Origin of the sequence: Streptosporangium sp. NPDC050284, assembly GCF_044459525.1 — a bacterium.
Classification (GTDB): domain Bacteria; phylum Actinomycetota; class Actinomycetes; order Streptosporangiales; family Streptosporangiaceae; genus Streptosporangium.
Genome location: NZ_JBITIZ010000007.1, coordinates 333,946 through 356,782, shown reverse-complemented (window position 1 = coordinate 356,782; position 22,837 = coordinate 333,946). Strand labels below are relative to the sequence as shown.

Sequence of the window (22,837 nt, the reverse complement as noted above, 5' to 3'; positions counted from 1 at the left end):
TTCACCCTAGGTCATACCGGGCCCCGCTCCGTGCCAGTTCCATCCGTCCGGCGAACCCCCCGCGGGAGGCGTCCTCCATGACGCGGTCGCGGTCGTTCCAGGGCACCAGGTGGGTGAGGACGAGGGTGTCCACGCCCGCCCTGGCCGCGTGCTCGGCCGCCTGGCGGCCGTTCAGGTGCAGGCCGGCGGGGAGTCCGGGCTCGTCGAGGTACGACGCCTCGCACAGGAGCACGTCGGCCCCCGAGGCGAGCTTGACCAGTTCGGCGCTCTCGCCGGTGTCCCCGGAGTAGGCCACCGAGCGCCCGCCGTGGGAGACCCTGAACCCGTAGGTCTCCACGGGGTGGTTCACCGGGGCGGCCGTCACCTCGAAGGGGCCGACCTCGAACGTCCCGGGCATCAGGCCCACGAAGTCGAAAGCTGTGTCGAGCGGCGGCTCGTCGGGCATCGCGTAGGCGGAGTTCAGGCGCTCGCGGGCGTCGGAGGGCGCGTACACCGGCACCTTGGGCAGCGGGCCGCCGGGCGAGTAGGTGCGCACCACGTGGTACGGGCACATGTCGAGGCAGTGGTCGGCGTGCAGGTGCGACAGGCAGATCGCGTCCACGTCGTACAGGCCGATGTGCCTCTGGAGCGCGCCGAGCGCGCCGTTCCCGAAGTCGAGCAGCATGCGGAACCCGTCGGCCTCCAGCAGGTAGCAGGAGGAAGGGCTGTCGGGCCCGGGGAAACTCCCCGAGCATCCAATGATCGTCAACTTCACGGCGGCCTCCTACGGTTACTGTGCGGCGCCGCGTGTCACGGCGCGGGCGCCGGTGGCCGGTGTCCGTCCCCCTTCGTCCGCCGATCCCCGGCGCTCCCCCTACGGAGCGCCCGGGCACCGTCACACGCGATGCCCGTTGTTCGGAACATCCCCTACTACCGCCACCTCGACCGCCTGGATCTCCGGTCCGAGGAACCGTCGTCCGAGGTCGGCGAAGAGTCCCGCGTCGCCGGTGGCGCGGAAGCGGTGCCTGGGCGTGTCTCCCACGGCGGCCAGGCTCCGGTCGTGCAGGACGCGGTAGACGTCCTTGGCCGTCTCGTCGGCGCTGGACACCAGCGTCACGCCGTCTCCCACCACGTAGGAGATCGGCCCGGTGAGGAGCGGATAGTGCGTGCACCCCAGAATCAGCGTGTCGCACCCGTCGGCGAGCACCGGCTCCAGGTATTCGCGGATGACGTCGATGAGCTCGTCGCTCATCGTCTCCCCCCGCTCGACGAACTCCACCAGGCGCGGCGCCGCTACCCCGGTGAGCCGGACGTCGGGAGCGGCGGTGAACGCGTCGTGGTAGGCCATCGACTCGATCGTGGCCCTGGTCCCGATCACCCCGACCCTGCCGTTGCGGGTGGCCCGCACGGCACGGCGGGTGGCCGGCTGGATCACCTCGACGACCGGGACGGCGTAGCGTTCCCGCGCGTCGCGGAGCACCGCCGCGCTCGCGCTGTTGCACGCGATCACCAACATCTTGACGTCGCGCTCGACGAGGTGGTCCATCACCTCCAGCGCGTAGGCGCGGACCTGCGCGATGCTCTTGGGGCCGTACGGCTGCCTCGCCGTGTCGGCCACATAGAAGATCGACTCGTTGGGCAGCTGGTCGATGATCGCCCGAGCCACCGTGAGGCCACCGACACCGCTGTCAAAGATTCCAATGCTCGCTTGCGACACAGTTCCCCAGGCTAGGCGACCCGGGGCGGCCGATCACGGTAAGAATCCTCACAACGCCGAATACCAGCTCAGCCATGTATTTTTCATGACATTCAGTCGTACGGTGTCTGTAGTACGTCCCGTGGTGCGGACGTCAGCCCCGCCCGACGCGGGCCAGCTGACGGGACTGGGCGACCAGGCGACCCGCGGAGTCCCAGACCTCGACCTCCTCGTCGAACCAGCCGTCGCTGATCAGACGCCCCCCGCCCAGGAGGGTGAGCCATCCCGGGGCGGGCAGGGCGCGCAGGTGCCAGGTGAGGTCGACGGTGGGTGCCCAGCCGCGCGCCCCCGCGGAGAACACCACCGGCGGGAGGGCGTCCACGGCGAGCGCCAGCACGTACGGGTCGGGGTCCTGCGGCTCGGCCAGCCGGAAGTAGGCGCGGGCCTCGGGCCTGCCGGTGGGACGGCCGTCGAGCCAGCCGACGGTCGGAGGGTCGAAGGCGAGCTCCACCTGGGCGCTGAACGTCAGGTTCGACGCGTCCTTGGGAGCGGGCAGCGAGACGCACCGCTCGATCGGCGGCATCACCGTCGAGGGCTCGTCCGCCCAGTCGGGGGCGGCACCGCTGAGCGTCGCGGTCGTGACGAGTCCCTCGATGAAGGAGGTCCCTTCCTGGACGAGGGTCACCCTGGTCATCGTGGCGGTGCGACCGGTCTTGATCTGCTCAAGGCGCACCCGCGCGGGGCCGGGCCTCGCCGCACGCAGGAACTGGACACTCGTGCTCACCGGGTGCTCGTGGGGGGAGGCGTCCACGACCGCGCGCAGCAGCACAGCCATCAGATAGCCGCCGTTCAAAGGGCCGCCGATGGAGTATCCGGGGTCGAGGCACACGTCGTAGGTGGTCTCGTCCACCTTGGTCACCGCTGTCGCCTCGTCGAACTTCGCCATCCGCGCTCCCGAATCTTGTTCTAGAGGGGTTACTTTACCCATTCCATGCGACCGTCGCCTCCCCGGGTCCTCAGTGCCCTCTTCCCGGGAGCCGCCAGGACGCCGCAGCCTTCCGGGAACCAAGATCTGCGGTAAGGAAGGGACGGCAGTGACCTGCGGGAACAGGGCGACAAAGGTCACGATGGGCGAAGAAGGCACGCTGAGCAGGGGCTGATCCGGCTTAGACGTGACAATCACGTAGTTAGTTCAATGCAAGCGGGTTGCTAGCAATGTGCACTAACTTCTCCCTGTCCGCGAAGTCCACATTGTGAGTGATCATGCCTGCCAACAATCCCCCAGACCAGTCGCCCGATCCGGGTCAGCAGCCCGACAGGACGATCGCCTACCGTTGGAACGAGGGCGCACAGCCGAACGACCAGCCGCACACGCAGGCCTACCCGCAGAACGGCCAGCCCGGATACTCGCAGCCTTCCGGCGGTTACCAGCAGGGGCAGCCCTACCCGCAGCAGGGCCAGCCTTACCAGCAGCAGCCCGGCCACCAGCAGCAGGGCTACGGCCAGCAACCGTACGGACAGCAGAACTACGGCCAGCAGGCCGGTCAGCCGTACGGGCAGCAGCAGCCCGGCTACCAGCAGCAGGGCTACGGCCAGCAGGCGTACGGCCAGCAGGCGGGAAACTGGCAGCAGGGACCCGACTTCCTGAGCGCCGGGCCTCCCCCGGGACCTCCCGCACGCAAGGGCGGCAAGGGCTGGCTGCTCGCGGTGGTCGCCGCGCTGGTCGTCGCCCTCGTGGGCGGTGGCGGCTTCTTCGCGATCAACCTGCTCAGCGGCGGCGGCGCGCAACCGCACGACGTACTGCCCGGCAACGCCGTCGGCTACATCCGCCTCGACCTCGACCCGGCCGCGAACCAGAAGGTGGCGCTGTTCAACATCGCCAGGAAGTTCACGACCACCAAGGACTCCTTCAGCGGCGAGGACCCGCGTAAGGCGATCTTCGACCTGATCAAGAAGGACGCCGGCGACCTCAGCAAGGTGGACTACGCCACCGACATCGAGCCCTGGCTCGGCGTCCGCGTCGGCGTGGCCGCGCTGGCCCCGGCCAAGGCCGGCGCCGAGCCCGGCGTCGTGGTGGCCGTCCAGGTCACCGACCAGGACAAGGCCACGGCGGGCATCGCGAAGCTGATGGGCAAGGAGAAGTACGGCATCGCGTTCCGCGACGACTACGCGCTGCTCACCCCGACCCAGGCCGAGGCCGACAAGGCCGCCACCGCCGAGCCGCTGTCGGGCAACGCCAACTTCTCCGACGACCTGAGCGCCCTCGGCGAGACCGGTGTGCTCTCCTTCTGGGCCGACGCGGGCAAGCTCGCGGGAATGGCCCCCGAACTGGCCGCCCAGGACCCCTCCGTCCTCGCCCAGGTCAAGAACGCCCGCGTGGCGGGCGCCCTCCGCTTCGACAGCGAGTACGTCGAGCTCGCGGGCATCAGCCGCGGCGTCGAGAACCTGGACATGGGCGATCCCGAGCCCTCCAGGATCAGCACGCTTCCCGCCTCCACCGCCGGCGCGATCTCGATCTCCGGTCTCGGCGAGGTGGTCGGCAAGCAGTGGGCGCAGCTCATGAAGTCGGCCGACCAGGCCGCGAACGGCGGCGTCCAGCAGTTCGCCGACCAGGCCAAGCAGAACTACGGCCTCGCGCTCCCCGACGACCTGGTGACGCTGCTCGGCAAGAACATCACCATCGCCATCGACTCCAACGGCCTCGACGGCAACCAGCCGAAGTTCGGCGCGAAGATCGTCACCGACCCGGCCAAGGCGCAGGAGGTCGTCGGCAAGATCGAGAGGTTCCTCGCGGACTCCGGGACGGCCGTCCCGCAGCTCGCCAAGGTTCCCGGCGACGGCGTCTTCGTCCTGGGCAGCGCGCAGGACTACGCCGCCGAGCTCAACAAGGACGGCGCCCTGGGCGACAGCGAGACCTTCCAGCTCGCGATCCCCAACGCCGGTGAGGCGACCTTCGCCCTCTACGCCGACCTGGACAAGGTGGAGAACCTCTACCTCGGCAACCTCCAGGGCGACGAGAAGGCCAACCTCCAGGTACTCCGCGCCGTGGGCGTGAGCGGCACCCAGTCGGGCAGCGATGGGACCTTCTCGATGAGGCTCCTGTTCAACTGATCCACCCGGGCTCCCCGATCCCGTTCGGATCAGGCCTCCCAGATCCCCGGCAGGGCTCCGGCCCCGCCGGGGATTCGCCTTTTCCTCAGGCGACGTTCAGGCCCAGAGCTGGCCTTCGAGCCGCTCCTCGGCCTCGTCGAGCGTCCCCTCGTAGGCGCCGGTGGACAGGTATTTCCAGCCGCCGTCCGCGACCACGAACACGACGTCGGCCCGCTCCCCCGCCTTGACGGCCTTCGCCGCCACACCGAGCGCGGCGTGCAGGGCGGCACCGGTGGAGACCCCCGCGAAGATGCCCTCGCCGGACAGCAGCTCCCGGGTGCGCCGCAGCGCGTCGGCCGAGGAGACCGAGAACCGCGTGGTCAGGACGTCGGCGTCGTACAGCTCGGGGATGAAGCCCTCGTCCACGTTGCGCAGCCCGTACACCAGCTCGCCGTAACGCGGCTCGGCGGCGACGATCCTCACACCGGGAACGTGCTCGCGCAGGAACCTGCCGACGCCCATCAGGGTGCCCGTGGTGCCCAGACCGGCCACGAAGTGGGTGACGGACGGCAGATCCTCCAGGATCTCCGGCCCCGTCGACTCGTAGTGCGAGCGCCAGTTGGCCGGGTTGCCGTACTGGTAGAGCATCACCCAGTCGGGGTTCTCCTCCGCCAGGCCCTTGGCGACCCTCACCGCCTCGTTCGAGCCGCCCGCCGCGGGCGAGGAGATGATCTGCGCCCCCCACATGCGCAGCAGCTGGCGACGCTCCTCCGAGGTGTTCTCCGGCATCACGCAGATCAGCTTGTAGCCCTTGAGCCTGGCGGACATCGCGAGCGAGATGCCGGTGTTGCCGCTCGTGGGTTCGAGGATCGTGCAGCCCGGCTGGAGAAGCCCGTCCTTCTCCGCCTGCTCGATCATCCACAGCGCCGGACGGTCCTTGATCGAACCTGTCGGGTTGCGGTCTTCGAGTTTGGCCCAGATCCGTACGTCCTCCGAGGGCGAGAGTCTGGGCAGGCCGACCAGCGGGGTCCGGCCGACCGATTCGATCAGTGAGTCAAAACGCATGGTGTACGGCTTCCGCCTCGGGTTGACCTTGTGGTGACAGACCTGCTGCCTCGGGGTGACAGCCCAAAAACCGCGGCGCGCGCCGCCCGGCCCGGGAGAGCTCTCCGATCTCGCGAAGGATCACGGAACTCCCGCGGTGCGGGCGGCGCCACGCGGCTAGCGGGATCCGCCGGCCACGGCGGGCAGGACGGTGACCGTGTCGCCGTCGGCGACCGGGGTCTCCAGACCGCCCAGAAAGCGGACGTCCTCGTCATTCAGGTAAACGTTCACGAAGCGGCGCAGCGCGCCCTTGTCCACCAGGCGCTCCTTCAGCCCGGGGTGCCGGACCTCCAGATCGCCGATCAGCTCCTCAAGCGTGGCGCCCTTGGCGTCGACGGCCTTGGCGCCGTCGGTGTAGGTGCGCAGGATGGTCGGAATGCGAACCTCGATGGCCATCGCGGGTCAGTCTCCTTGTGTCGTCATGAGAGTGAGAGGCCCACCGGATCAGAACACCGGTGAGCACCGGAGGATTCCAGAAAAGCCGGTCAGCGACAGTCGTAGACGACGACGAAGGGCGTGTGCGCGAACAGGAAGTTCTGCACGGGCGCGACACCCGCGCGCCGTGCCCGAGGGCCGGGACGCGAGAGCACCACGTCCTCCTGGCTCGGGGCGGCGGTCAGCATGCCCACCAGCTTACCCAAAGGGTTCATTCGTCCCACGGCCGTACCGGACAACGGCACCGTACGAATCCCGGACACCACCCGAACACGGAGACGAGGGAGCCGGGACACCAGGGCATGGAGGTAAGATCCCCACCCCGGAGGCTTCGGCGTCAGGACCCGAAAAGGTGACGGTCACCCGGAGGTGATCGTCACCTCCTCCTCGCTCACGATGCCGTCGATGATCCGGTACGAGCGGAACTCGGCCTTCTCCCCCAGCTCCTCGCGGGTGGAGACCAGCACGTAGTGGGCGTTCGGCTCGGCGGCGTAGGAGATGTCGGTGCGGGAGGGGTAGGCCTCGGTGTCCGTGTGGGAGTGGTAGATGACCACCGGCTCCTCGTCGCGGTCGTCCATTTCTCGCCAGACGCGCAACTGCTCCAGCGAGTCGAACCGGTAGAACGTCGGCGACCGCTCGGCGTTCTCCATCGCGATGAACCGTTCGGGAGAGTCGGAACCGACTGGCCCGGCGATCACGCCGCAGGCCTCGTCGGGGTGGTCCGCCCGAGCATGCGCGATGATCCTGTCAACCAGTTCCCGAGAGATGGTGAGCATGACTGGAAGTTACCAAAGGGCGCGGACCAGGGTGTCCTGGAGGTAGGTGAGCCAGTCGTAGATGACGTACGCCGGATAGCGGGGGTCGCTCTCCGGCATGTCGGCGATCTCGTCGTGCACCTCCTCGGTCACCTCCAGCCGGGTGCCGAGCGCGAGGCGCACGTCGTTCAGCGCGCGCATCCACGCCTGTGCCTGCTCCCTGGTCAGCTCGACCCTGCCGGGCTCGGCGCTGTCGAGCATCGCCTTGGCGTCGGCCCGCTTGCCCTCGCGCAGCGTCGCCTCGGTGTATCTGCGGAACTCGGCGGCCGCCTCGCCGTCCTCGTACGCCGAGGGGAAGAGCCGGGCGAGTACCGGATCGTTGGACTGCTCGGAGGGGCCGATGCCGAGCGCCTTCTCCAGGGGGTCGTCGCCGGTCTCCCCCGGCTCGATCAGGCCCAGGATCTGCGTGACCAGCGAGCGCAGGATCGACACCTCGGCGGCGTCGAAAACCGTGATCACGCCGCCCTCGTGCCCCGGCTTGAACCCCGAACTCATCTCTCGCCCACCATTTCTCGCGGGCTCCGCCCGAGACCCGCCCGCCGTTTCGAGTCCTGCCGCTTCGGGCCCGGCTGGTCGCCGCGCGACGACAGGTGGCGCCCGGCCGCTCGCGCGCTCACGAATCCCGCTGGACGGTGGCCCACAGCCCGTACGAGTGCATGATCTGCGCGTCGCGCTCCATCTCCTCGCGGGTGCCGCTGGAAACCACGGCCTTCCCCTTGTGGTGCACGTCGAGCATTAACTTCTCCGCCTTCTCCTTGGAGTATCCGAAAACGGACTGGAAGACGTACGTCACGTAGGACATCAGGTTGACCGGGTCGTTCCAGACAATCGTCAACCATGGCAGATCGGGCCGTACGTCAACTGACGGACGCTCGACCTCCGTTGGAGCGGTGCTACCCACATTCACCAGTCTGCCCTACCCCGGGCTTAGTCTTCGACTCGTGACAAAGAGCATGAGCACCGCGTTGCTTACCGATCACTATGAGCTGACGATGCTGGAGGCGGCGCTGAGAAGCGGGGCCGCCTCCAGACGGGCGGTTTTCGAGGTGTTCGCGCGCCAGCTGCCCGGCGGGCGACGCTACGGGATCGTGGCGGGAACCGGCCGGGTGCTGGACGCGCTGGAGTCCTTCCGCTTCGAGGAGGAGGCGCTGGCGTTCCTGCGGGACAACGAGGTGGTCGACGAGCCCACCCTGGAGTTCCTCGCCGGATACCGGTTCTCCGGGAAGGTGGACGGCTACGGCGAGGGCGAGTGCTACTTCCCCGGTTCCCCGATCATGACGGTGGAGGGCACGTTCGCCGAGGCCGTGCTGATGGAGACCGTGATCCTGTCGATCCTCAACCACGACTGCGCGATCGCCAACGCCGCCACACGCATGATCCGCGCCGCCGGGACCAGGCCCCTCATCGAGATGGGCTCACGGCGCACCCACGAGGCGGCGGCGGTGGCCGCGGCGCGGGCCGCCTACCTGTGCGGGTTCTCCTCCACCTCCAACCTCATGGCGGGCCACGAGTACGGCATACCGACCGCCGGGACCGCCGCCCACGCCTTCACCCTGCTCCACGACTCGGAGGAGCAGGCCTTCCAGGCCCAGATCGCCTCCCTCGGCGCCGATACCACACTGCTCGTGGACACCTACGACGTGGCCGAGGCCGTGCGGATCGCGGTGGAACTCGCCGGCCCCTCCCTCGGGGCGGTCCGCCTCGACTCCGGCGACCTCGGCCAGGTCGCCCACGAGGTCCGCGAGCAGCTCGACGCGCTCGGCGCCCACAAGACCCGGATCATCGTGACCAGCGACCTCGACGAGTACGCCATCGCCGCGCTCGCCGCCGCACCCGTGGACGGCTACGGCGTCGGCACGTCGCTGGTCACCGGCTCCGGCTCGCCCACCGCCGCCCTGGTCTACAAGCTCGTCGCCCGCGAGGACGCCGAAGGGGTCATGCGGCCGGTGGCCAAGAAGTCGGTGGGCAAGCCCAGCCGGGGCGGACGCAAGGAGGCGTTCCGCGAGCTCGACGCCGAGGGCACGGCGATCGCCGAGGTGGTCACCGTCTCCGGCGAGCACCCCTCGAACGCCCGCCCGCTACAGGTTCCGCTGGTCAGGGAGGGGGAGATCGTCGGCCGCGAGAAGCTGGACGCGGGCCGCGCGCGGCACCGCGAGGCCGTCGCCGAGCTGCCCTCCAACGCCTATCAGCTGTCCCGGGGCTACGCCGCGATCCCAACCGTGTTTGACTGACCGCATGCCAACAGCACTCATCATCGTCGACGTCCAGAACGACTTCTGCGAGGGCGGGAGCCTCCCGGTCGGCGGCGGCGCGGAGGTGGCCGCCGCCATCTCCGCACACGCCGCCTCGCACGGCTACGACCATGTCGTGGCCACCCGTGATTATCACATCGACCCCGGCTCCCACTTCGCCGCCGAACCCGACTACGTGACCACCTGGCCCGCCCACTGCGTCGCCGGGACACCCGGCTCCGACTTCCACCCCGCCTTCGACACCTCACGCGTCGAGGAGGTCTTCAGCAAGGGTGCCCACAGCGCCGCCTACAGCGGCTTCGAGGGCGTCACCTCCGACGGGACTCCCCTGGCCGACTGGCTCGGCGAGCGCCACGTGGAGGCGGTGGACATCGTCGGCATCGCCACCGACCACTGCGTGCGGGCCACCGCCCTGGACGCGGTCGCGCACGGACTGTCCGTTCAGGTGCTGCTGGACCTCACCGCCGGGGTGTCCGCTCCGACCACCGAGACCACCCTCGCCGAACTCGGCTCCGCCGGAGCCCGCCTCACGGGAACCCCCGTGGTCCGACCGGCCTGACGATCTCTCAGCTCTTCGGCATCCCCAGAAAGAGGATCATCCGGTCGAGCTTCCCGTCCATGGTCCGGTAGTTCTCCTTGAGCTCGCCGATGTCGTACGCCATGGCCCTCATGTCCTGCTTGATCCCGACGACCTCCACCTTGAGCTCGGCCACATCCTCCTTGACCCCGGCCATCTCCACCTTGAGCTCGGCCACGTCCTCCTTGACCTCCGCGAGCCCCACCTTCAGCTCAGCCACATCCTCCTTGAGATCAGCGACATCCTGCTTGACCCCGGCCATCTCCACCTTGAGCTCAGCGACATCCTCCTTGACCTCCGCGAGCCCCACCTTCAGCTCAGCCACATCCTCCTTGACCTCCGCCACCTCGGCCCTGAGCTCGGCCACATCCTGCTTGACCCCGGCCATCTCCACCTTGAGCTCAGCGACATCCTCCTTGACCTCCGCGAGCCCCACCTTCAGCTCGGCCACATCCTCCTTGACCTCCGCCACCTCGGCCCTGAGCTCGGCCACATCCTGCTTGACCTCGGCCCTGAGCTCGGCCACATCCTGCTTGACCTCCGCCCTGAGGTCAGCCACATCCTGCTTGACCTCGGCGAGCTCCTCCTTCGTGGCGCACTTCGCCACATCGAACCGAAGCTCGGTGACCTCCTGCCGGAGTCCGGCGACATCGTCCTTGGTGGCGAGGGTGTCCATCCTCGCCATGATCTGCTCGAACATCGGAGCCACGTACTCCATGATCTCGGTACGGATCATCTCGGCCAACACTCGTCCTCTTTGAAAGCATTGCGGGGGAACCCGGTGGCGGGCCCGGGGTGGTGACAGCGACACGTTACCAACGATGCCTACTCTGAGCATTCGAACGATTACCGGATCGGCATGGATGGGCAAACAGAACCATCACCGGTCGCGGCAGGAGTATCACGGAGAGTCGATACCTCTTACTACCGGTGGTGATCTCATATGTTCGTGCTCGGCGTCTCCTGGCTGATCCTGACCCCGCTGTGCCTGTGGAACCTGTTTCGCGGAGGGACGCTGGTACGGCTGACGAGCGTGCTTTCGCTGGTCGCGCTGGAGGCGGCCACGGTCTGGGCCACCACCGTCGTCCAGGTTCCCGCTCGAACTCCGATCACCGCACTCCCGCGCCCGGCGACCCTGGCCGACTCCCTGGCAGGTCCGCCGGCCGGACCTCGGATCGCCCCCCGAACCGAACCCTGGATCCGACCTCGGTCCCCGCTCGCGCCGTCCCGAGTGCCCGCACCGCTTCCGGATGCGGCGCGGCAGGGCGTGCGGGACACGCGGGGAGCACAGGCGGTGCGAGGGGAGCGGATGTCCGGAAACCGGCCAGGCATCTCCTCCGGCAGGCGAGGCTCCTCCTGCCGGGGGCGGATGCCCGCTCCGGAGCAGGTGCGGCTGGCTCGCCGCCAGGGTGCGCCACGGGGCGTGACGCTCTTCTGGAAGGCCAGAGCCGACGAGTGCGACACCGCGACCGTGGTCCTGCACCACGGAAACCGCACTATCAAGGTCTGGATGCGGGAGGACAGGGCGCGCAGACGCTCCTCCGGCGCCACCACGTGGCCCGTGAGCGTCGCCGGCGGCGTCGCCTCCCTGGAGGTGCCGCTCACGGTGCCGGTGCGCGACACGGGGGCGTTCAGGGCGATCGACGGGCGGACCGGCAGGCCGATCGCCCTCGCCAGGCCGGGTCGCGTACCCGAGGAGCCGTCCACGGCCCGGTGATCCAGGGTTCCGGCTCGCCCGAACCGCTCGGCCCGCCGTTCAGGGCGACCGGTACCGCCCGGAGCCGGACCGGGCGCATCCTCGTCCGGACAGGTCACCGAGCCGAGGGTGCGCCCGGCGACCGGATCCGGCTCGAACCCCCGACCGGACGGCCGAGCCGGGAAACCCCCGCTGGGCGACCAAGGTCGAGTCACCGGATCAGGTGAAAGGCGGCCCGGCCCGGTGACCGGGTCAGTGGGAGCGCTGGGTGGCCCAGTGGCGGATCTTGCCGATCCGCTCCTGGATCTGCTCGGCGGAGGCCTGCGCGATGGCCGGTCCGCCGCAGGCCCTGCGGAGCTCGGCGTGGATGACTCCGTGAGGCTGGCCGGTGCGGTGGTTCCAGGCGCCGACGAGACCGTTGAGCTCCCTGCGGAGGTTGGCGATCAGCTCGTGCGGGGCGAGCTCCGGCTCCTTGGGCTCGGGCTTTTTCCGCTTGGCCTTCAGCTGGTCGGACTGGCGCTTGCTCAGCAGGGTGCGGACCTGGTCGGGCTCCAGAAGGCCCGGCAGGCCGAGGAAGTCCTCCTCCTCGGGAGAGCCGGTCTCCGCGGCGCTGCCGAACTCGCCGCCGTCGAAGAGGACCCGGTCGAAGGTGGCGACCGCCTCCAGGGTCTCGAACGGCAGCTCGTCGCCCACGACGTCGGGGTTGTCCTTCTTGCGCTGGGCGTCCTCCAGCAGGAAGTCGTCCAGCCCCTCCTCGGCGGGCTTGCGGTCGAGCACGTGGTCGCGCTCGGCCTCCATCTCCCCCGCCAGGCCCATCAGGGTCGGTACGGAGGGCACGAAGACCGACGCGGTCTCGCCCCGCTTGCGGGCGCGGACGAAGCGTCCGACGGCCTGGGCGAAGAACAGCGGGGTCGAGATGCTCGTCGCGTAGACGCCGACGGCGAGGCGTGGGATGTCGACCCCTTCCGAGACCATCCGGACCGCGACCAGCCAGCGCTGCTCGGAGGCGGAGAACTCCTTGATCTTCTTGGATGCCGTGGGGTCGTCGGAGAGCACGACCGTGGCGCCCTCTCCGGTGATCGTCCGGATGTGGCGGGCGTAGGCGCGTGCGGTCTCGTGGTCGGTCGCGATGACCAGGGCACCGGCGTCGGGCACGCCCCTGCGCACCTCGGTCAGGCGCCGGTCCGCCGCCCGGAGGACCTGGCGGATCCACTCGCCCTTCGGGTCGAGTGCGGCCCGCCACGCCTGGCCGAGCTGGTCCTTGGTGAGCGGGGTGCCGAGGGTCGCGGCGATCTCGTCGCCCGCGCGGGTCCGCCAGCGCATCTCACCGGCGTAGGCGAGGAAGATGACCGGTCTGACGACGCCGTCGGCGAGTGCCGGGCCGTACCCGTAGGAGTAGTCGGAGACGCTGCGCCGGACCCCGTCGCCGTCCTCGGCGTAGGTGACGAAGGGGATCGGGTTGACGTCGGACCTGAAGGGGGTCCCGGTCAGGGCGAGGCGTCTGGCGGCCGGCTCGAACGCCTCCCGCACACCGTCGCCCCAGGATTTCGCGTCGCCCGCGTGGTGGATCTCGTCGAAGATCACGAGCGTCTTGCGCGCCTCGGTGCGGGCGCGGTGCAGCGCCGGGTGCATGGATACCTGGGCGTAGGTGATGGCCACCCCGATGTAGTCACGGGAGGTCGCGCCCTGGCTGTTCTTGAACTCGGGGTCGATCGCGATGCCGACCCTGCTCGCGGCGTCCGCCCACTGCTGCTTGAGGTGCTCCGTGGGTGTGACGATCGTCACAGCCCGGATGATCCCTCGTGACAGGAGGTCGCTGGCGATGCGGAGCGCGAAGGTCGTCTTGCCCGCACCCGGCGTGGCGACCGCGAGGAAGTCGCGCGGCTCACGGCTGGAGTACAGGTCAAAGGCCTCCTGCTGCCACGCGCGAAGCTTCGGCGCGGTGCCCCAGGCGGCACGGTCCGGATATGAGGGCGAGAGGTGGGATGCGGCGAAAGTGCTCACAGTGTCCCCAGGGTAATCTGCGCCGCCGACAAGACGTGCCGATCGGCCGAGATCCTCGCCAAGGTCGTCCCTTCGTGCTATTGGTCCGCGGAGCGGAGATCGTCGAATCGCGGAGCCGGACTCGCGCGGCCCCCGCTCAGCACAAGCCCGCTCAACCTAGGCCCGCTCAACGCAGGCCCGCGATCACCGTGTCGATCTCGGCCCTCGACACGGGGTCGTCCGGCTGGGTCATCGCGACCACGACCACCGGACGCTTTCCCGCCCCCGTGAGGAAGACCACACGCAGGTACGCCGGCCGGTTCACCACGTCCAGGTACTCCGCGCGCAGGGCACGGGTGTGGCCGGTACGCGCGCCCACGGTGATCTCCGTGTCGTCCACGACCTTCACCTCGTCACCGTGGAGCAGGAGCCGCGCGTACAGGTCGCTGAGTTCGGTGGTGGTGGCGCGCGCGTCGTTCGCGGGCTCGGCGGGCATGACCATCACGGTCGTGTTGACGCCGTCGCCCGCGGCCGAGGTGAACTCCGTGACCGGCGGCACCGTACCCGTGAGCCAGCGCTCCGGCAGCGGGTAGCTCACCCCCGCGACCGGATCGTCCACCCGCTCCGGGGGCGGGGAGGGCAGTGCCCGCAGTGACAGTACGGCCACCACGGCGATGACGCCGGCACCGGCGGCCAGGGTGAGCAGTACGAGCAGCACGCGGCGCAGGCGCCCGGGGCGACGCTCGGGAGGGGCGATGGGCGTGCCGTACCAGCGGGCGGAGGGCGGCAGGTCGTCGCCGGGCTCAGGGATGCGGGGGGGCCAGGTCAGGCTGGAGCGGGCGTCGGACGGCTCGTCCTCCGGTGGCGGCCAGGGGCGATACTCGTCGTCCTCGGGCGCCGGCCAGGGGCGGCGCTCGTCGTCGAGGTCCGGGTCGGTGGGCGGCCACACCTGATCCTCGGCCGCCCGCGCGGCCCTGCGGGCCCGCCTGGACCGGCGTCCCCCGCCACGGCCGGGCTCGTCGGGCGGGTCCGACCGGCGAGGTCGTTCGTGCACGGGACCTCCTCCCCGGCGGCGACGGTCCTACCGTCCTACCACGCATCGGGGGGCGTGACCCGGCTATGGGTGATCGCTGTTACGGGAGTGACCAATGAGTCATGAGATGTCCCTCATACGCCGGGCGACGACGACCCCGAAGAGCCCGATGGAGGCCATGAGGGCGACGATCGTGGTGTAGCCGGTGGCGATGTCGTCGTGGCCGATCAGGTTGACCAGGACTCCGCCGAAGCCGATGGTGATCGCGCTGCCCAGGGTGTCGACGACCTGGAGGGCGGCGGAGTTGGCGCCCTGCTCGGCGTCGGGCGACTGACGCATCGCGGTGACGTTGACGCTGGTCACGCCGATGCCCATGCCGAATCCCGCGATGACCCAGGCGGGCACGGTGACCCAGCCGCTGACCCCGGGCACGAGCGCGAGCAGGGTCGTCAGGATGCCCACGGTGATCGCGACGGCGCCGATCCGCACCAGCAGCGGCCTGTCGTACGAGCGGCGGGTCTGCAGGTAGGAGCCGGTGGTCCAGCCTATGGCGCCGAGGGTGAGCGCGACCCCCGCCCCGGCGACGGAGAAGCCGTGCACCTCGGTGAGGAGCAGCGGGATGAAGGCGTTGACCCCGAAGAACGCCGAGGCGAGCACCCCGCGCATCATGACCGTGGTGGGCAGGCCGCGGCCGAACCTGAGGGCACGGGGAGGCAGCAATCTCGGCAGGCCCGTGGCGAGGAGGGCGAGCCCCGCGGCGGTGGCGATCCCGCCCGATATCGGGGCCTCGTGGAGACGGCCCACCCCGTACAGCAGGATCCCGCCGCCGCACGCGGTGGCGGTGGCGGCCAGGGTCATCGCCAAAGGCCTGGAGCGGGGTCCGAAGGAGGGCGCGGGCATCGGGCCGCCGACGCGCAGGGCGGGCAGGAGCATCACGAGAGCGGGGACGACCAGCGGCACGATGCCGTAGAAGACCCATCTCCATCCCGCGGTCTCGGCGATGATCCCGGTGAGACCCGGCCCGATCAGGGCGGGAAGTACCCAGGCCGCCGAGAGCGCGGCGAATATCCGGGGCCTGGTCGCCGGGACGTAGACCCGCGCGATCATCACGTAGATCGCGACGACGACGGCGCCGCCACCGAGGCCCTGTACGGCCCGCGCGACGATGAACAGTTCCTTGGACGCGGCGGCTCCGGCCATGACCATACCGGCGGTGAACAGCCCCACCCCGAGCAGGAACGGCCAGGCGTGCCCCCGCCGGTCGGACCAGAGCCCGGCGACGACGTTGGCGAGCAGACCGGCGATGAGGAAGGCCGAGAAGCTCACCCCGTACAGATCGAGGGCGTCGAGGTCCGCGGAGACGGCGGGCATGACCGTGCTCACGGACATGCCCTCGAAGGCGATCAGCGTGACGACGAGCAGAATGCCCAGGGAGGCGGTCCGGTACTCGGGACCGAAAATCCGGGGGGATTCGTATGGAGCGTCGGCTGTCTTCGGTGCTGTCACCCGTCAAGGGTAGTGTTCGCCCCTCGGCCTCGGTAGACGGCCCACATCTCCTGCATCCTGACGGCCTGGCCCACGGTGAACCCGGACATGCAGCGGTCGTCGGAGTAGTCCATGAAGTTGTGGATCGGGTCGGGCCCGCCGCCCTTGCAGGTGTCCTTGACCAGGGGGCAGCCCTCGGTGGGCTGTCCCTCGGGCTCGGTGTCGGCCACGCCGTCGCCCGGCGGCTCGCAGCCCTTCTCGAAGGTGTGCAGCAGCCCGAGCCAGTGCCCGATCTCGTGGACCCCGGTGTATCCCCGGTCGAAGCTGCGCATCGCTCCGCCGGGCAGGCTCCGCCAGTCGACGACCACCCCGTCGAGGGCGGGCTCCTTGGCGTACCCGTGGGGATAGGTGGAGTAGCCGAGCACCAGCTCGCCGAGCTGGGCGAGATAGAGGTTGAGGGTCTCGGGGCCGCCCCTGCGCATCCGCTTGATCACCCGCTCGTGGGTTACGGGCTCGCGGAACCAGGTCGCGCTGACGGTACGGGTGACGCCGTCCAGCCTGAACCGGATCCCGGTGTCCGCGCCGCCGAGCCCCCCGGAGTAGGCGGCGTTGAGCGTGGCGATCTGGGCGCGTACGGCGGCGTCGGGCGCGCCGAGCCTGCCGTCGGTGAGGACGTGCACCCAGGTGGGCACGGTGATGGGGAGCGCGGGCCTGAGCGGGTTCGGCCCACGCCGCCCGCCTGCGGGCTCGGGGGACGGCGCGGGCGCGTGTCGCGGCGCCACGGAGCGGGCGGCCCACCTGGAGGGAGCGGGGGCACACCCCGGTGGCCCGGAGGCGGCGGTTGCCCGGCCGGGAACGGCGGGAACGGGAGATGAGGCTCCCACCGTGAACAGGCATGCGGAAACAACGGCGATCGCACGCCGAAACATGGACTCCCCCGACAGATCCCAGGCGCTGGACGTTCGCCGCTCTCCGGCGGCATCCCGACCGTAACCTCATCTGTGGCGATCACCCATGAGCAACACTCACTCGTTGTTGCCGTCTTCGCCCTTCGGGAGTCCCGAGTAGATCTCCTTGCACTCCGGGCAGACCGGGAACTTCTGGGGGTCGCGGTTCGGCACCCAGACCTTCCCGCAGAGCGCGCGGACCGGGGCCCCGCTCAGCGCGCTCTCCATGATCTTGTTCTTCTCGACGTAGTGGGCGAAGCGCTCGTGGTCGCCGTCGCCGTGCGACAGGTCCGGGCGGACGTCGCTCTCAGGGAGAATCTTCGTACTCACCCTCGCGATTTTATGCCCGTACCGTCGCGCCCGGGGCACCGGCGGTCGGTCGGGCGCGAAACACGACCCATCGGCGCCGGAGCGACATCCCGGGATCGGCCGCCGGCTCCGACCGCCTGGGCGGTGATCCCGATGATCGTCCGGACATGACGGCGGGTGCGGAGAGGGGGGTTAGTTCATCGAGGGGTCGTCGGGGCAGGTGGCCACGTAGGCGAGTTCGCCCCTCTGACGGCGCAGCACCGCCCGCCACAGCGACTCGGGCTCGTGGTGGAAGGTGTCGCCTGGCTCGGAGTCCACGACGTACCAGGCGCCCTCGCCGATCTCGCTCTCCAGCTGCCCCGCCGACCATCCGGCGTACCCGGCGAAGATGCGCATCTGGGCGATCTCCCCGGCGAGGATCTCCGGCGGCGCGTCGAGGTCGACGGTGCCGAGCCTGGAGACGGCCGCGGTGCCCGCGTGCAGCCGCCGCCAGCCGAGCGGTTCCTGCCCGCTCGGGACGGCGGCCAGCGCGAGGGCGCTGTCCGTCTGAACGGGACCGCCCTGGAACAGCACGGACGGGCCGGTGACCATGGTGTCCCAGGTGGGAAGCACCTGGGTCACCGAGATGTCGCTCGGTCTGTTGAGCACTACGCCCAGGGTGCCGCCGTCGAGATCGTGTTCCAGCACCAGGACCACGCTGCGCCGGAAGTTGGGATCCTCCAGCTGCGGGGTCGCCACCAGAAGCCCACCGACGTAGATCGCCTCCGCCATGCCTCCATAATGAGGGGTGAACCCCCTTTCGCGCTGCTCCACCCGCTGTTCCGATGGTTCGGACCCCGCTCAGCGTCACGTGACGCGCATGTGAGGGCACCGCGCGAGACGAGAAGGACGGCCGGAGCGGAGAGGAGGGCCTTCAGGCCTCCTCGGTCGCCCCCGCCGTGCCCATGGACCGCGCGGTCACGCCTCCGTCATGCCCGTACGTGCCCGGCCGCCGGCCGACTCGCGCACGGCCGCCGCGACGGCGCCCGACACGTCCGGGTGGAAGACGCTGGGGACGATGTAGTTGGGGCCGAGCTCCTCGGGGGTCACCACGGCGGCGAGCGCCTTGGCCGCGGCCAGCAGCATCTCCTGGCTGACCACGGTGGCCTGGGCGTCGAGCAGACCACGGAAGACACCGGGAAAGGCCAGCACGTTGTTGATCTGGTTCGGGTAGTCGGAGCGGCCGGTGGCGACCACGGCGGCATACTCGCGGGCGTCGTCGGGCGAGATCTCCGGCTCGGGGTTGGCGAGCGCGAAGACCACGGCGTCCTTGGCCATCGAGGCGATGTCGTCGCCGTTGAGGATGCCGGGCGCGGACACGCCGATGAACACGTCGGCCCCCTTGATCGCGCCGCGCAGGTCACCGGAGTAGCCCTCGATGTTGGTGTGGTCGGCGATCCACTGGAGCGAGTCGTCCAGGTCCTGGCGGCCGCGGTGCACGGCGCCCAGGTAGTCGCAGACGACCACGTTGCGGGCACCGGCCGCGAGCAGCAGGCGCAGCACCGCCGTACCGGCCGCACCCGCCCCCGCCAGGGCGATGCGGACCTCACCCAGGTCCTTGCCGACCACGCGCAGCGCGTTGGTGAGCGCGGCCAGCACGCAGATCGCGGTGCCGTGCTGGTCGTCGTGGAAGACCGGGATGTCCAGCAGGTCGCGCAGCCGCCGCTCCACCTCGAAGCAGCGCGGGGCCGAGATGTCCTCAAGGTTGATGCCGCCGAAGCCGGGGGCGATGATCTGCACCGTGCGCACGATCTCGTCGACGTCCTGGGTGTCCAGGCAGATCGGCCAGGCGTCGATGTCGGCGAACCGCTTGAACAGCGCGGCCTTGCCCTCCATCACGGGGAGCGCGGCGGCCGGGCCGATGTTGCCCAGGCCGAGCACCGCCGAGCCGTCGGTGACGACGGCGACGGTGTTGCGCTTGATGGTGAGGCGGCGGGCGTCCTCGGGGTTGCGGGCGATCGCCATGGAGACCCGGGCGACGCCGGGCGTGTAGGCCATGGAGAGCTCGTCACGGTTGCGCAGCGGCACCTTCGACCGCATCTCGATCTTGCCGCCGAGATGCATGAGGAAGGTCCGGTCAGAGACCTTGTGGATGACGACGCCCTCGACGCCCTCCAGCTTGTCGACGATCGCCTGCGCGTGGTCGGTGTCACGCGCGGCACAGGTGACGTCGATGCGCAGCGTTTCATGTCCGGCCGTGGTCACGTCGAGCGCGGTGACCACACCTCCGGCGGACTCTACGGCGTGGGTGAGCTGGCTGACGGCGTTGCCGCCCGCGGGCACCTCCAGACGCACGGTGATGGAGTACGACACACTCGGCACGGTGGCCACAGCCAATCCGCTCCTTTGCGACTGACTTTGGTTGGGATGCCTTCCATCGTGCCATCCCATCGCGGGTGAGCGCGCCTATGTCGGCCGACCTGCACATATAGATGCGGTTACGACATACTCCACGCCGCCCGGCCCCGCCGAGGAGACGTGAGCCGGGCTCTGAGAACCGCCGATCGCTCAGAACAGGGCGCTGGCCAGGTTTCTGCGGGCCCTGCCGATGGACGGGTCGTCGCCGGGGAGCGTGTCGAACAGCCCGAGCAGGTGCACCCTGGCCGTGTCACGGTCGGCGCCCGAGGTGCGGCGCACCACGTCGACGAGCCGGTCGAAGGCCTTGTCCACCTCGCCGGAGAGCATCTCGAAGTCGGCGGCGAGGAGCTGGGCCTCGACGTCGGCGGGGTCGGCCAGGCGGCGTTGCACATCGGCGGGGTCGACGTCCTGGGTACGGCGGATCAGGCCGAGCCCGGCCAGGCCCAGTTTGGCGTCCTGGTTGTTCGGCGAGCGGGCCAGCAGCCGCTCGTACGCGGCCACCGCGCCGTCGAGGTCGCCGGCGTCGATCGCCTGCTCGGCGGCGAGCACGTCCGGGTCGACCGGGGGCTCCTGCGGCTGCGGCTCCTCACCTGCCGCGGCCTCCTCACCGGGGGGCGGGAGGTACTGGGCAAGCGCCTCCATCAGCTGCGACAGCCAGTCGCGCAGCTGCGGCTCGGTGGCGATGCCCGGGACGACGGCCACCGGCTGCCCCTGGAAGATGGCGTACAGGGCGGGCACGTTCTGCACCCGGAGCGCCTGCGCGATCTGAGGACTGAGCTCGACGTCGACCCTCGCCAGGACCCACCGGCCGGCGTTCTCCGCGGCCAGTTTCTCCAGCAGCCCGCTGTACTGCTTGGCCTGCTCGGCACGGGTGACGGTGAGCTCCAGCAGCACGAGGCCGTTCATGGAGCGTTCGACGACCTCGGTCGCGAAGTTGGCGTCGTCGACGTCGATGACCGGCGCCGGAGCACCGCCGGTTTCCTGCGCGACGGTCTCCCGCCGCGCCTGTGCCTCAAGTGCCTGCTTGCGAGCGCCGAGATCGACGGCACCGTAGAGCGATCCGGGTCGAGTGAAGTCCGCTGGGCTCATGACTCCAATCCTGCCGTATCCCGGCCGGTGCCCCGACGCGCCACCGCTAGAAGCGGGCCGGTTCGGTGTATACGCCCCATTCGTCGCGCAGCGCGTCGCAGATCTCGCCCAGCGTCGCCTCGACCCTGGCCGCGTCGAGCATGGCGGGGATCATGTTGCCCTCCCCCCTCGCGACCTGTGTCATCGCGGCGAGGGCGGCGTCCACGGCCGCCTGGTCACGGGTGGCCCGGCGCTCGGCCAGGACGCGGTTCTGCTCGCGTTCGACCTCGTGGCTGACCCGGAGGATTTCCAGCGGCTCGTCGATGGAGGCCGTGTGACAGTTCACCCCGACGATCCTCTTCTCGCCCTTCTCCAGCTTCCGCTGGTAGTCGAAGGCCGCCTCGGCGATCTCGGACATGAACCAGCCGTCCTCGATGCCGCGCAGGATGCCCGAGGTCATCGTGCCGTCCGAGCCCATGTCCCTGATCCTCGTGAAGATCGCCTCGGCCTCGGCCTCCAGCCGGTCGGTCAGCGCCTCCACGTACCAGGACCCGCCGAGCGGGTCGGCGACGTTGACGATCTCGGTCTCCTCCATGAGCACCTGCTGGGTGCGCAGCGCGATCTCGGCCGCCTTCTCCGAGGGCAGCGCGAGGACCTCGTCGAGCGCGTTGGTGTGCAGCGAGTTGGTGCCGCCGAGCACCGCCGCGAGCGCCTCGACCGCGGTGCGCACCACGTTGTTGTACGGCTGCTGCGCGGTCAGCGACACCCCGGCCGTCTGGGTGTGGAAGCGCAGCCACTGGGCCTTGTCGGTCTTCGCGCCGTAGACGTCGCGCAGCCACCGCGCCCAGATCCGCCGGGCGGCCCTGAACTTGGCGATCTCCTCGAAGAAGTCGATGTGGGCGTCGAAGAAGAAGGACAGGCCGGGGGCGAAGACGTCGACGTCCAAACCGCGCGACAGGCCCAGCTCCACGTAGCCGAACCCGTCGGCCAGCGTGAAGGCCAGCTCCTGGGCGGCCGTGGACCCGGCCTCGCGGATGTGGTAGCCGGAGACGCTGAGCGGCTTGTACGCGGGGATCTCCGTGGCGCAGAACTCCATCAGGTCGCCGATGAGCCGCAGGTGCGGCTCGGGGGCGAACAGCCACTCCTTCTGGGCGATGTACTCCTTGAAGATGTCGGTCTGCAGGGTCCCGTTGAGCTTCCCGACGGGCACTCCCTGCCGCTCGGCCGCGACGACGTACATGCAGAAGATCGGGACGGCGGGGCCGCTGATCGTCATCGAGGTGGTGGTCTCGCCGAGCGGGATGCCGTCGAAGAGCAGGTCCATGTCCAGCGCGGAGTCGATCGCCACACCGCAGTGGCCGACCTCGCCGAGCGAGCGCGGGTCGTCGGAGTCGCGGCCCATCAGCGTCGGCATGTCGAAGGCCACGCTCAGCCCGCCACCACCCGCGCCGAGGATCATCTTGTAGCGCTCGTTGGTCTGCTTGGCGTTCCCGAACCCGGCGAACTGCCGGATGGTCCACGCCTTGCCCCGGTAACCGGTGGGGTGCAGGCCGCGCGTGAACGGATACTCCCCCGGCCAGCCGATGCGCTCCATGCGCGGATCGCCGCCCTCGGGGCCGTAGACCGGGTCCACGTCGATCCCGGAGAGGGTGCGGAACTCCGCCTCGCGCTTGCGCGCCCCGTCGAAGCGCGCCTGCCAGCGCGCCCGCCCCGCCTCGACTCGCTCAGCGTCCATGGCCGACTCCCTTGTATGGCATGTGGCTTCTTATCCGGCTTGTGGCCTCATCCAGATACTAGGACGTCCTACTAATTTTTGGCCAGGCGCGCGACCGCCCGCCGCCGGGAACCGCCGCCGGAGACACGCAGCGTCGCCGTCAGCCCGTGAGGCCGCGCCGGGGACTGGACCAAGGAGAGGAGCCGGACAAGAACAACCTCACCGCAACGCCCCAGCGTCCCCAATCGCGGGACCAC

General features: G+C 70.0%; 23 protein-coding genes. 4 read left to right on the top strand and 19 right to left on the bottom strand.

Going from position 1 to position 22,837, the window contains the following annotated elements:
- Position 1 precedes the first annotated feature (1 nt).
- The 3 genes from ACIBH4_RS19090 to ACIBH4_RS19080 form a co-directional block, all read right to left on the bottom strand.
- On the bottom strand, positions 2-754 hold the full coding sequence (locus tag ACIBH4_RS19090) for an MBL fold metallo-hydrolase (RefSeq protein WP_362504791.1): 753 nt from the start codon (positions 752-754) through the stop codon (positions 2-4).
- A gap of 120 nt (positions 755-874) precedes the next feature.
- Positions 875-1,696: a glutamate racemase gene (gene murI / locus ACIBH4_RS19085; protein ID WP_362504788.1), complete on the bottom strand. Its 822-nt coding sequence runs from the start codon at positions 1,694-1,696 to the stop codon at positions 875-877.
- Between the two features lie 133 nt (positions 1,697-1,829).
- Positions 1,830-2,621: a thioesterase family protein gene (locus tag ACIBH4_RS19080; RefSeq protein ID WP_362504785.1), complete on the bottom strand. Its 792-nt coding sequence runs from the start codon at positions 2,619-2,621 to the stop codon at positions 1,830-1,832.
- Between the two features lie 317 nt (positions 2,622-2,938).
- Between ACIBH4_RS19080 and ACIBH4_RS19075 the strand changes: the two genes are divergently transcribed.
- The gene (locus ACIBH4_RS19075; RefSeq protein WP_362767773.1) at positions 2,939-4,786 is read left to right on the top strand and encodes a DUF3352 domain-containing protein; all 1,848 of its coding nucleotides are present in this window, start codon (positions 2,939-2,941) and stop codon (positions 4,784-4,786) included.
- A 96-nt stretch (positions 4,787-4,882) separates the two neighbouring features.
- On the opposite strand, the gene ACIBH4_RS19070 is transcribed toward ACIBH4_RS19075, so the two are convergent.
- The 6 genes from ACIBH4_RS19070 to clpS all read right to left on the bottom strand — a co-directional run bounded on the left by ACIBH4_RS19070 (position 4,883) and on the right by clpS (position 8,020).
- A complete protein-coding gene (locus ACIBH4_RS19070; RefSeq protein ID WP_350949843.1) occupies positions 4,883-5,830 on the bottom strand; it encodes a cysteine synthase in 948 nt (315 codons plus the stop codon).
- Positions 5,831-5,986: 156 nt separating this feature from the next.
- Complete coding sequence (locus ACIBH4_RS19065; RefSeq protein WP_350949844.1) at positions 5,987-6,265, bottom strand: MoaD/ThiS family protein; 279 nt, start codon at positions 6,263-6,265, stop codon at positions 5,987-5,989.
- A gap of 89 nt (positions 6,266-6,354) precedes the next feature.
- Complete coding sequence (locus ACIBH4_RS19060) at positions 6,355-6,519, bottom strand: hypothetical protein (protein WP_350949845.1); 165 nt, start codon at positions 6,517-6,519, stop codon at positions 6,355-6,357.
- Between the two features lie 144 nt (positions 6,520-6,663).
- A complete protein-coding gene (locus ACIBH4_RS19055) occupies positions 6,664-7,080 on the bottom strand; it encodes a M67 family metallopeptidase (RefSeq protein ID WP_362504776.1) in 417 nt (138 codons plus the stop codon).
- A 9-nt stretch (positions 7,081-7,089) separates the two neighbouring features.
- A complete protein-coding gene (locus ACIBH4_RS19050; protein WP_362504773.1) occupies positions 7,090-7,614 on the bottom strand; it encodes a DUF2017 domain-containing protein in 525 nt (174 codons plus the stop codon).
- A 118-nt stretch (positions 7,615-7,732) separates the two neighbouring features.
- Complete coding sequence (clpS, locus tag ACIBH4_RS19045; RefSeq protein ID WP_362504770.1) at positions 7,733-8,020, bottom strand: ATP-dependent Clp protease adapter ClpS; 288 nt, start codon at positions 8,018-8,020, stop codon at positions 7,733-7,735.
- A 40-nt stretch (positions 8,021-8,060) separates the two neighbouring features.
- Between clpS and ACIBH4_RS19040 the strand changes: the two genes are divergently transcribed.
- Both ACIBH4_RS19040 and ACIBH4_RS19035 read left to right on the top strand, forming a co-directional pair.
- Positions 8,061-9,350 carry a nicotinate phosphoribosyltransferase gene (locus ACIBH4_RS19040; RefSeq protein ID WP_362504767.1) on the top strand — a complete coding sequence of 430 codons (1,290 nt, stop codon included), beginning with the start codon at positions 8,061-8,063 and terminating at the stop codon, positions 9,348-9,350.
- Positions 9,351-9,354: 4 nt separating this feature from the next.
- Positions 9,355-9,930 (top strand): isochorismatase family protein, encoded by a 576-nt coding sequence (locus tag ACIBH4_RS19035; protein ID WP_362504764.1) that lies wholly within the window; start codon positions 9,355-9,357, stop codon positions 9,928-9,930.
- Between the two features lie 7 nt (positions 9,931-9,937).
- Here the strand turns inward: ACIBH4_RS19035 and ACIBH4_RS19030 are convergent, their stop codons facing one another.
- Positions 9,938-10,624 carry a hypothetical protein gene (locus ACIBH4_RS19030; protein ID WP_362767777.1) on the bottom strand — a complete coding sequence of 229 codons (687 nt, stop codon included), beginning with the start codon at positions 10,622-10,624 and terminating at the stop codon, positions 9,938-9,940.
- A gap of 267 nt (positions 10,625-10,891) precedes the next feature.
- Here ACIBH4_RS19030 and ACIBH4_RS19025 point away from each other — a divergent pair, with 267 nt between their 5' ends.
- Complete coding sequence (locus ACIBH4_RS19025) at positions 10,892-11,665, top strand: hypothetical protein (protein ID WP_362504758.1); 774 nt, start codon at positions 10,892-10,894, stop codon at positions 11,663-11,665.
- 231 nt (positions 11,666-11,896) lie between these two features.
- Here ACIBH4_RS19025 and ACIBH4_RS19020 read toward each other — a convergent pair whose 3' ends face one another.
- From ACIBH4_RS19020 to ACIBH4_RS18980, 9 genes are all read right to left on the bottom strand, one after another.
- Positions 11,897-13,648 (bottom strand): DEAD/DEAH box helicase, encoded by a 1,752-nt coding sequence (locus tag ACIBH4_RS19020; RefSeq protein ID WP_362504755.1) that lies wholly within the window; start codon positions 13,646-13,648, stop codon positions 11,897-11,899.
- A 166-nt stretch (positions 13,649-13,814) separates the two neighbouring features.
- Entirely contained in the window at positions 13,815-14,681 is an 867-nt protein-coding gene (locus tag ACIBH4_RS19015) for a hypothetical protein (protein WP_350949853.1), read from the bottom strand.
- 99 nt (positions 14,682-14,780) lie between these two features.
- The gene (locus ACIBH4_RS19010) at positions 14,781-16,166 is read right to left on the bottom strand and encodes an MFS transporter (protein ID WP_362504749.1); all 1,386 of its coding nucleotides are present in this window, start codon (positions 16,164-16,166) and stop codon (positions 14,781-14,783) included.
- Positions 16,163-16,927 carry a zinc metalloprotease gene (locus ACIBH4_RS19005; RefSeq protein ID WP_362504746.1) on the bottom strand — a complete coding sequence of 255 codons (765 nt, stop codon included), beginning with the start codon at positions 16,925-16,927 and terminating at the stop codon, positions 16,163-16,165. The genes ACIBH4_RS19010 and ACIBH4_RS19005 overlap by 4 nt, the downstream gene beginning before the upstream one ends.
- A 243-nt stretch (positions 16,928-17,170) precedes the next feature.
- Positions 17,171-17,422, bottom strand: coding sequence for a DUF3039 domain-containing protein (locus ACIBH4_RS19000; protein ID WP_362504743.1), 252 nt, complete (start codon positions 17,420-17,422; stop codon positions 17,171-17,173).
- A gap of 171 nt (positions 17,423-17,593) precedes the next feature.
- Positions 17,594-18,172 carry a YqgE/AlgH family protein gene (locus ACIBH4_RS18995; protein WP_329091052.1) on the bottom strand — a complete coding sequence of 193 codons (579 nt, stop codon included), beginning with the start codon at positions 18,170-18,172 and terminating at the stop codon, positions 17,594-17,596.
- A 186-nt stretch (positions 18,173-18,358) separates the two neighbouring features.
- On the bottom strand, positions 18,359-19,771 hold the full coding sequence (locus ACIBH4_RS18990) for an NAD-dependent malic enzyme (RefSeq protein WP_362505123.1): 1,413 nt from the start codon (positions 19,769-19,771) through the stop codon (positions 18,359-18,361).
- A gap of 177 nt (positions 19,772-19,948) precedes the next feature.
- Positions 19,949-20,887: a tetratricopeptide repeat protein gene (locus tag ACIBH4_RS18985; RefSeq protein WP_362504740.1), complete on the bottom strand. Its 939-nt coding sequence runs from the start codon at positions 20,885-20,887 to the stop codon at positions 19,949-19,951.
- A gap of 46 nt (positions 20,888-20,933) precedes the next feature.
- Positions 20,934-22,601, bottom strand: coding sequence for a methylmalonyl-CoA mutase family protein (locus tag ACIBH4_RS18980; RefSeq protein ID WP_362767780.1), 1,668 nt, complete (start codon positions 22,599-22,601; stop codon positions 20,934-20,936).
- Between the last annotated feature and the right edge of the window lie 236 nt (positions 22,602-22,837).

Excerpts from the sequence above, each read along its gene's own strand:
- ACIBH4_RS19080 (WP_362504785.1), bottom strand. The coding sequence starts at position 2,621 with ATGGCGAAGTTCGACGAGGCGACAGCGGTGACCAAGGTGGACGAGACC.
- ACIBH4_RS19075 (WP_362767773.1), top strand. The coding sequence starts at position 2,939 with ATGCCTGCCAACAATCCCCCAGACCAGTCGCCCGATCCGGGTCAGCAG.
- ACIBH4_RS19070 (WP_350949843.1), bottom strand. The coding sequence starts at position 5,830 with ATGCGTTTTGACTCACTGATCGAATCGGTCGGCCGGACCCCGCTGGTC.
- ACIBH4_RS19065 (WP_350949844.1), bottom strand. The coding sequence starts at position 6,265 with ATGGCCATCGAGGTTCGCATTCCGACCATCCTGCGCACCTACACCGAC.
- ACIBH4_RS19060 (WP_350949845.1), bottom strand. The coding sequence starts at position 6,519 with ATGAACCCTTTGGGTAAGCTGGTGGGCATGCTGACCGCCGCCCCGAGC.
- ACIBH4_RS19055 (WP_362504776.1), bottom strand. The coding sequence starts at position 7,080 with ATGCTCACCATCTCTCGGGAACTGGTTGACAGGATCATCGCGCATGCT.
- ACIBH4_RS19050 (WP_362504773.1), bottom strand. The coding sequence starts at position 7,614 with ATGAGTTCGGGGTTCAAGCCGGGGCACGAGGGCGGCGTGATCACGGTT.
- ACIBH4_RS19035 (WP_362504764.1), top strand. The coding sequence starts at position 9,355 with ATGCCAACAGCACTCATCATCGTCGACGTCCAGAACGACTTCTGCGAG.
- ACIBH4_RS19030 (WP_362767777.1), bottom strand. The coding sequence starts at position 10,624 with ATGGACACCCTCGCCACCAAGGACGATGTCGCCGGACTCCGGCAGGAG.
- ACIBH4_RS19025 (WP_362504758.1), top strand. The coding sequence starts at position 10,892 with ATGTTCGTGCTCGGCGTCTCCTGGCTGATCCTGACCCCGCTGTGCCTG.
- ACIBH4_RS18995 (WP_329091052.1), bottom strand. The coding sequence starts at position 18,172 with ATGGCGGAGGCGATCTACGTCGGTGGGCTTCTGGTGGCGACCCCGCAG.
- ACIBH4_RS18985 (WP_362504740.1), bottom strand. The coding sequence starts at position 20,887 with ATGAGCCCAGCGGACTTCACTCGACCCGGATCGCTCTACGGTGCCGTC.
- ACIBH4_RS18980 (WP_362767780.1), bottom strand. The coding sequence starts at position 22,601 with ATGGACGCTGAGCGAGTCGAGGCGGGGCGGGCGCGCTGGCAGGCGCGC.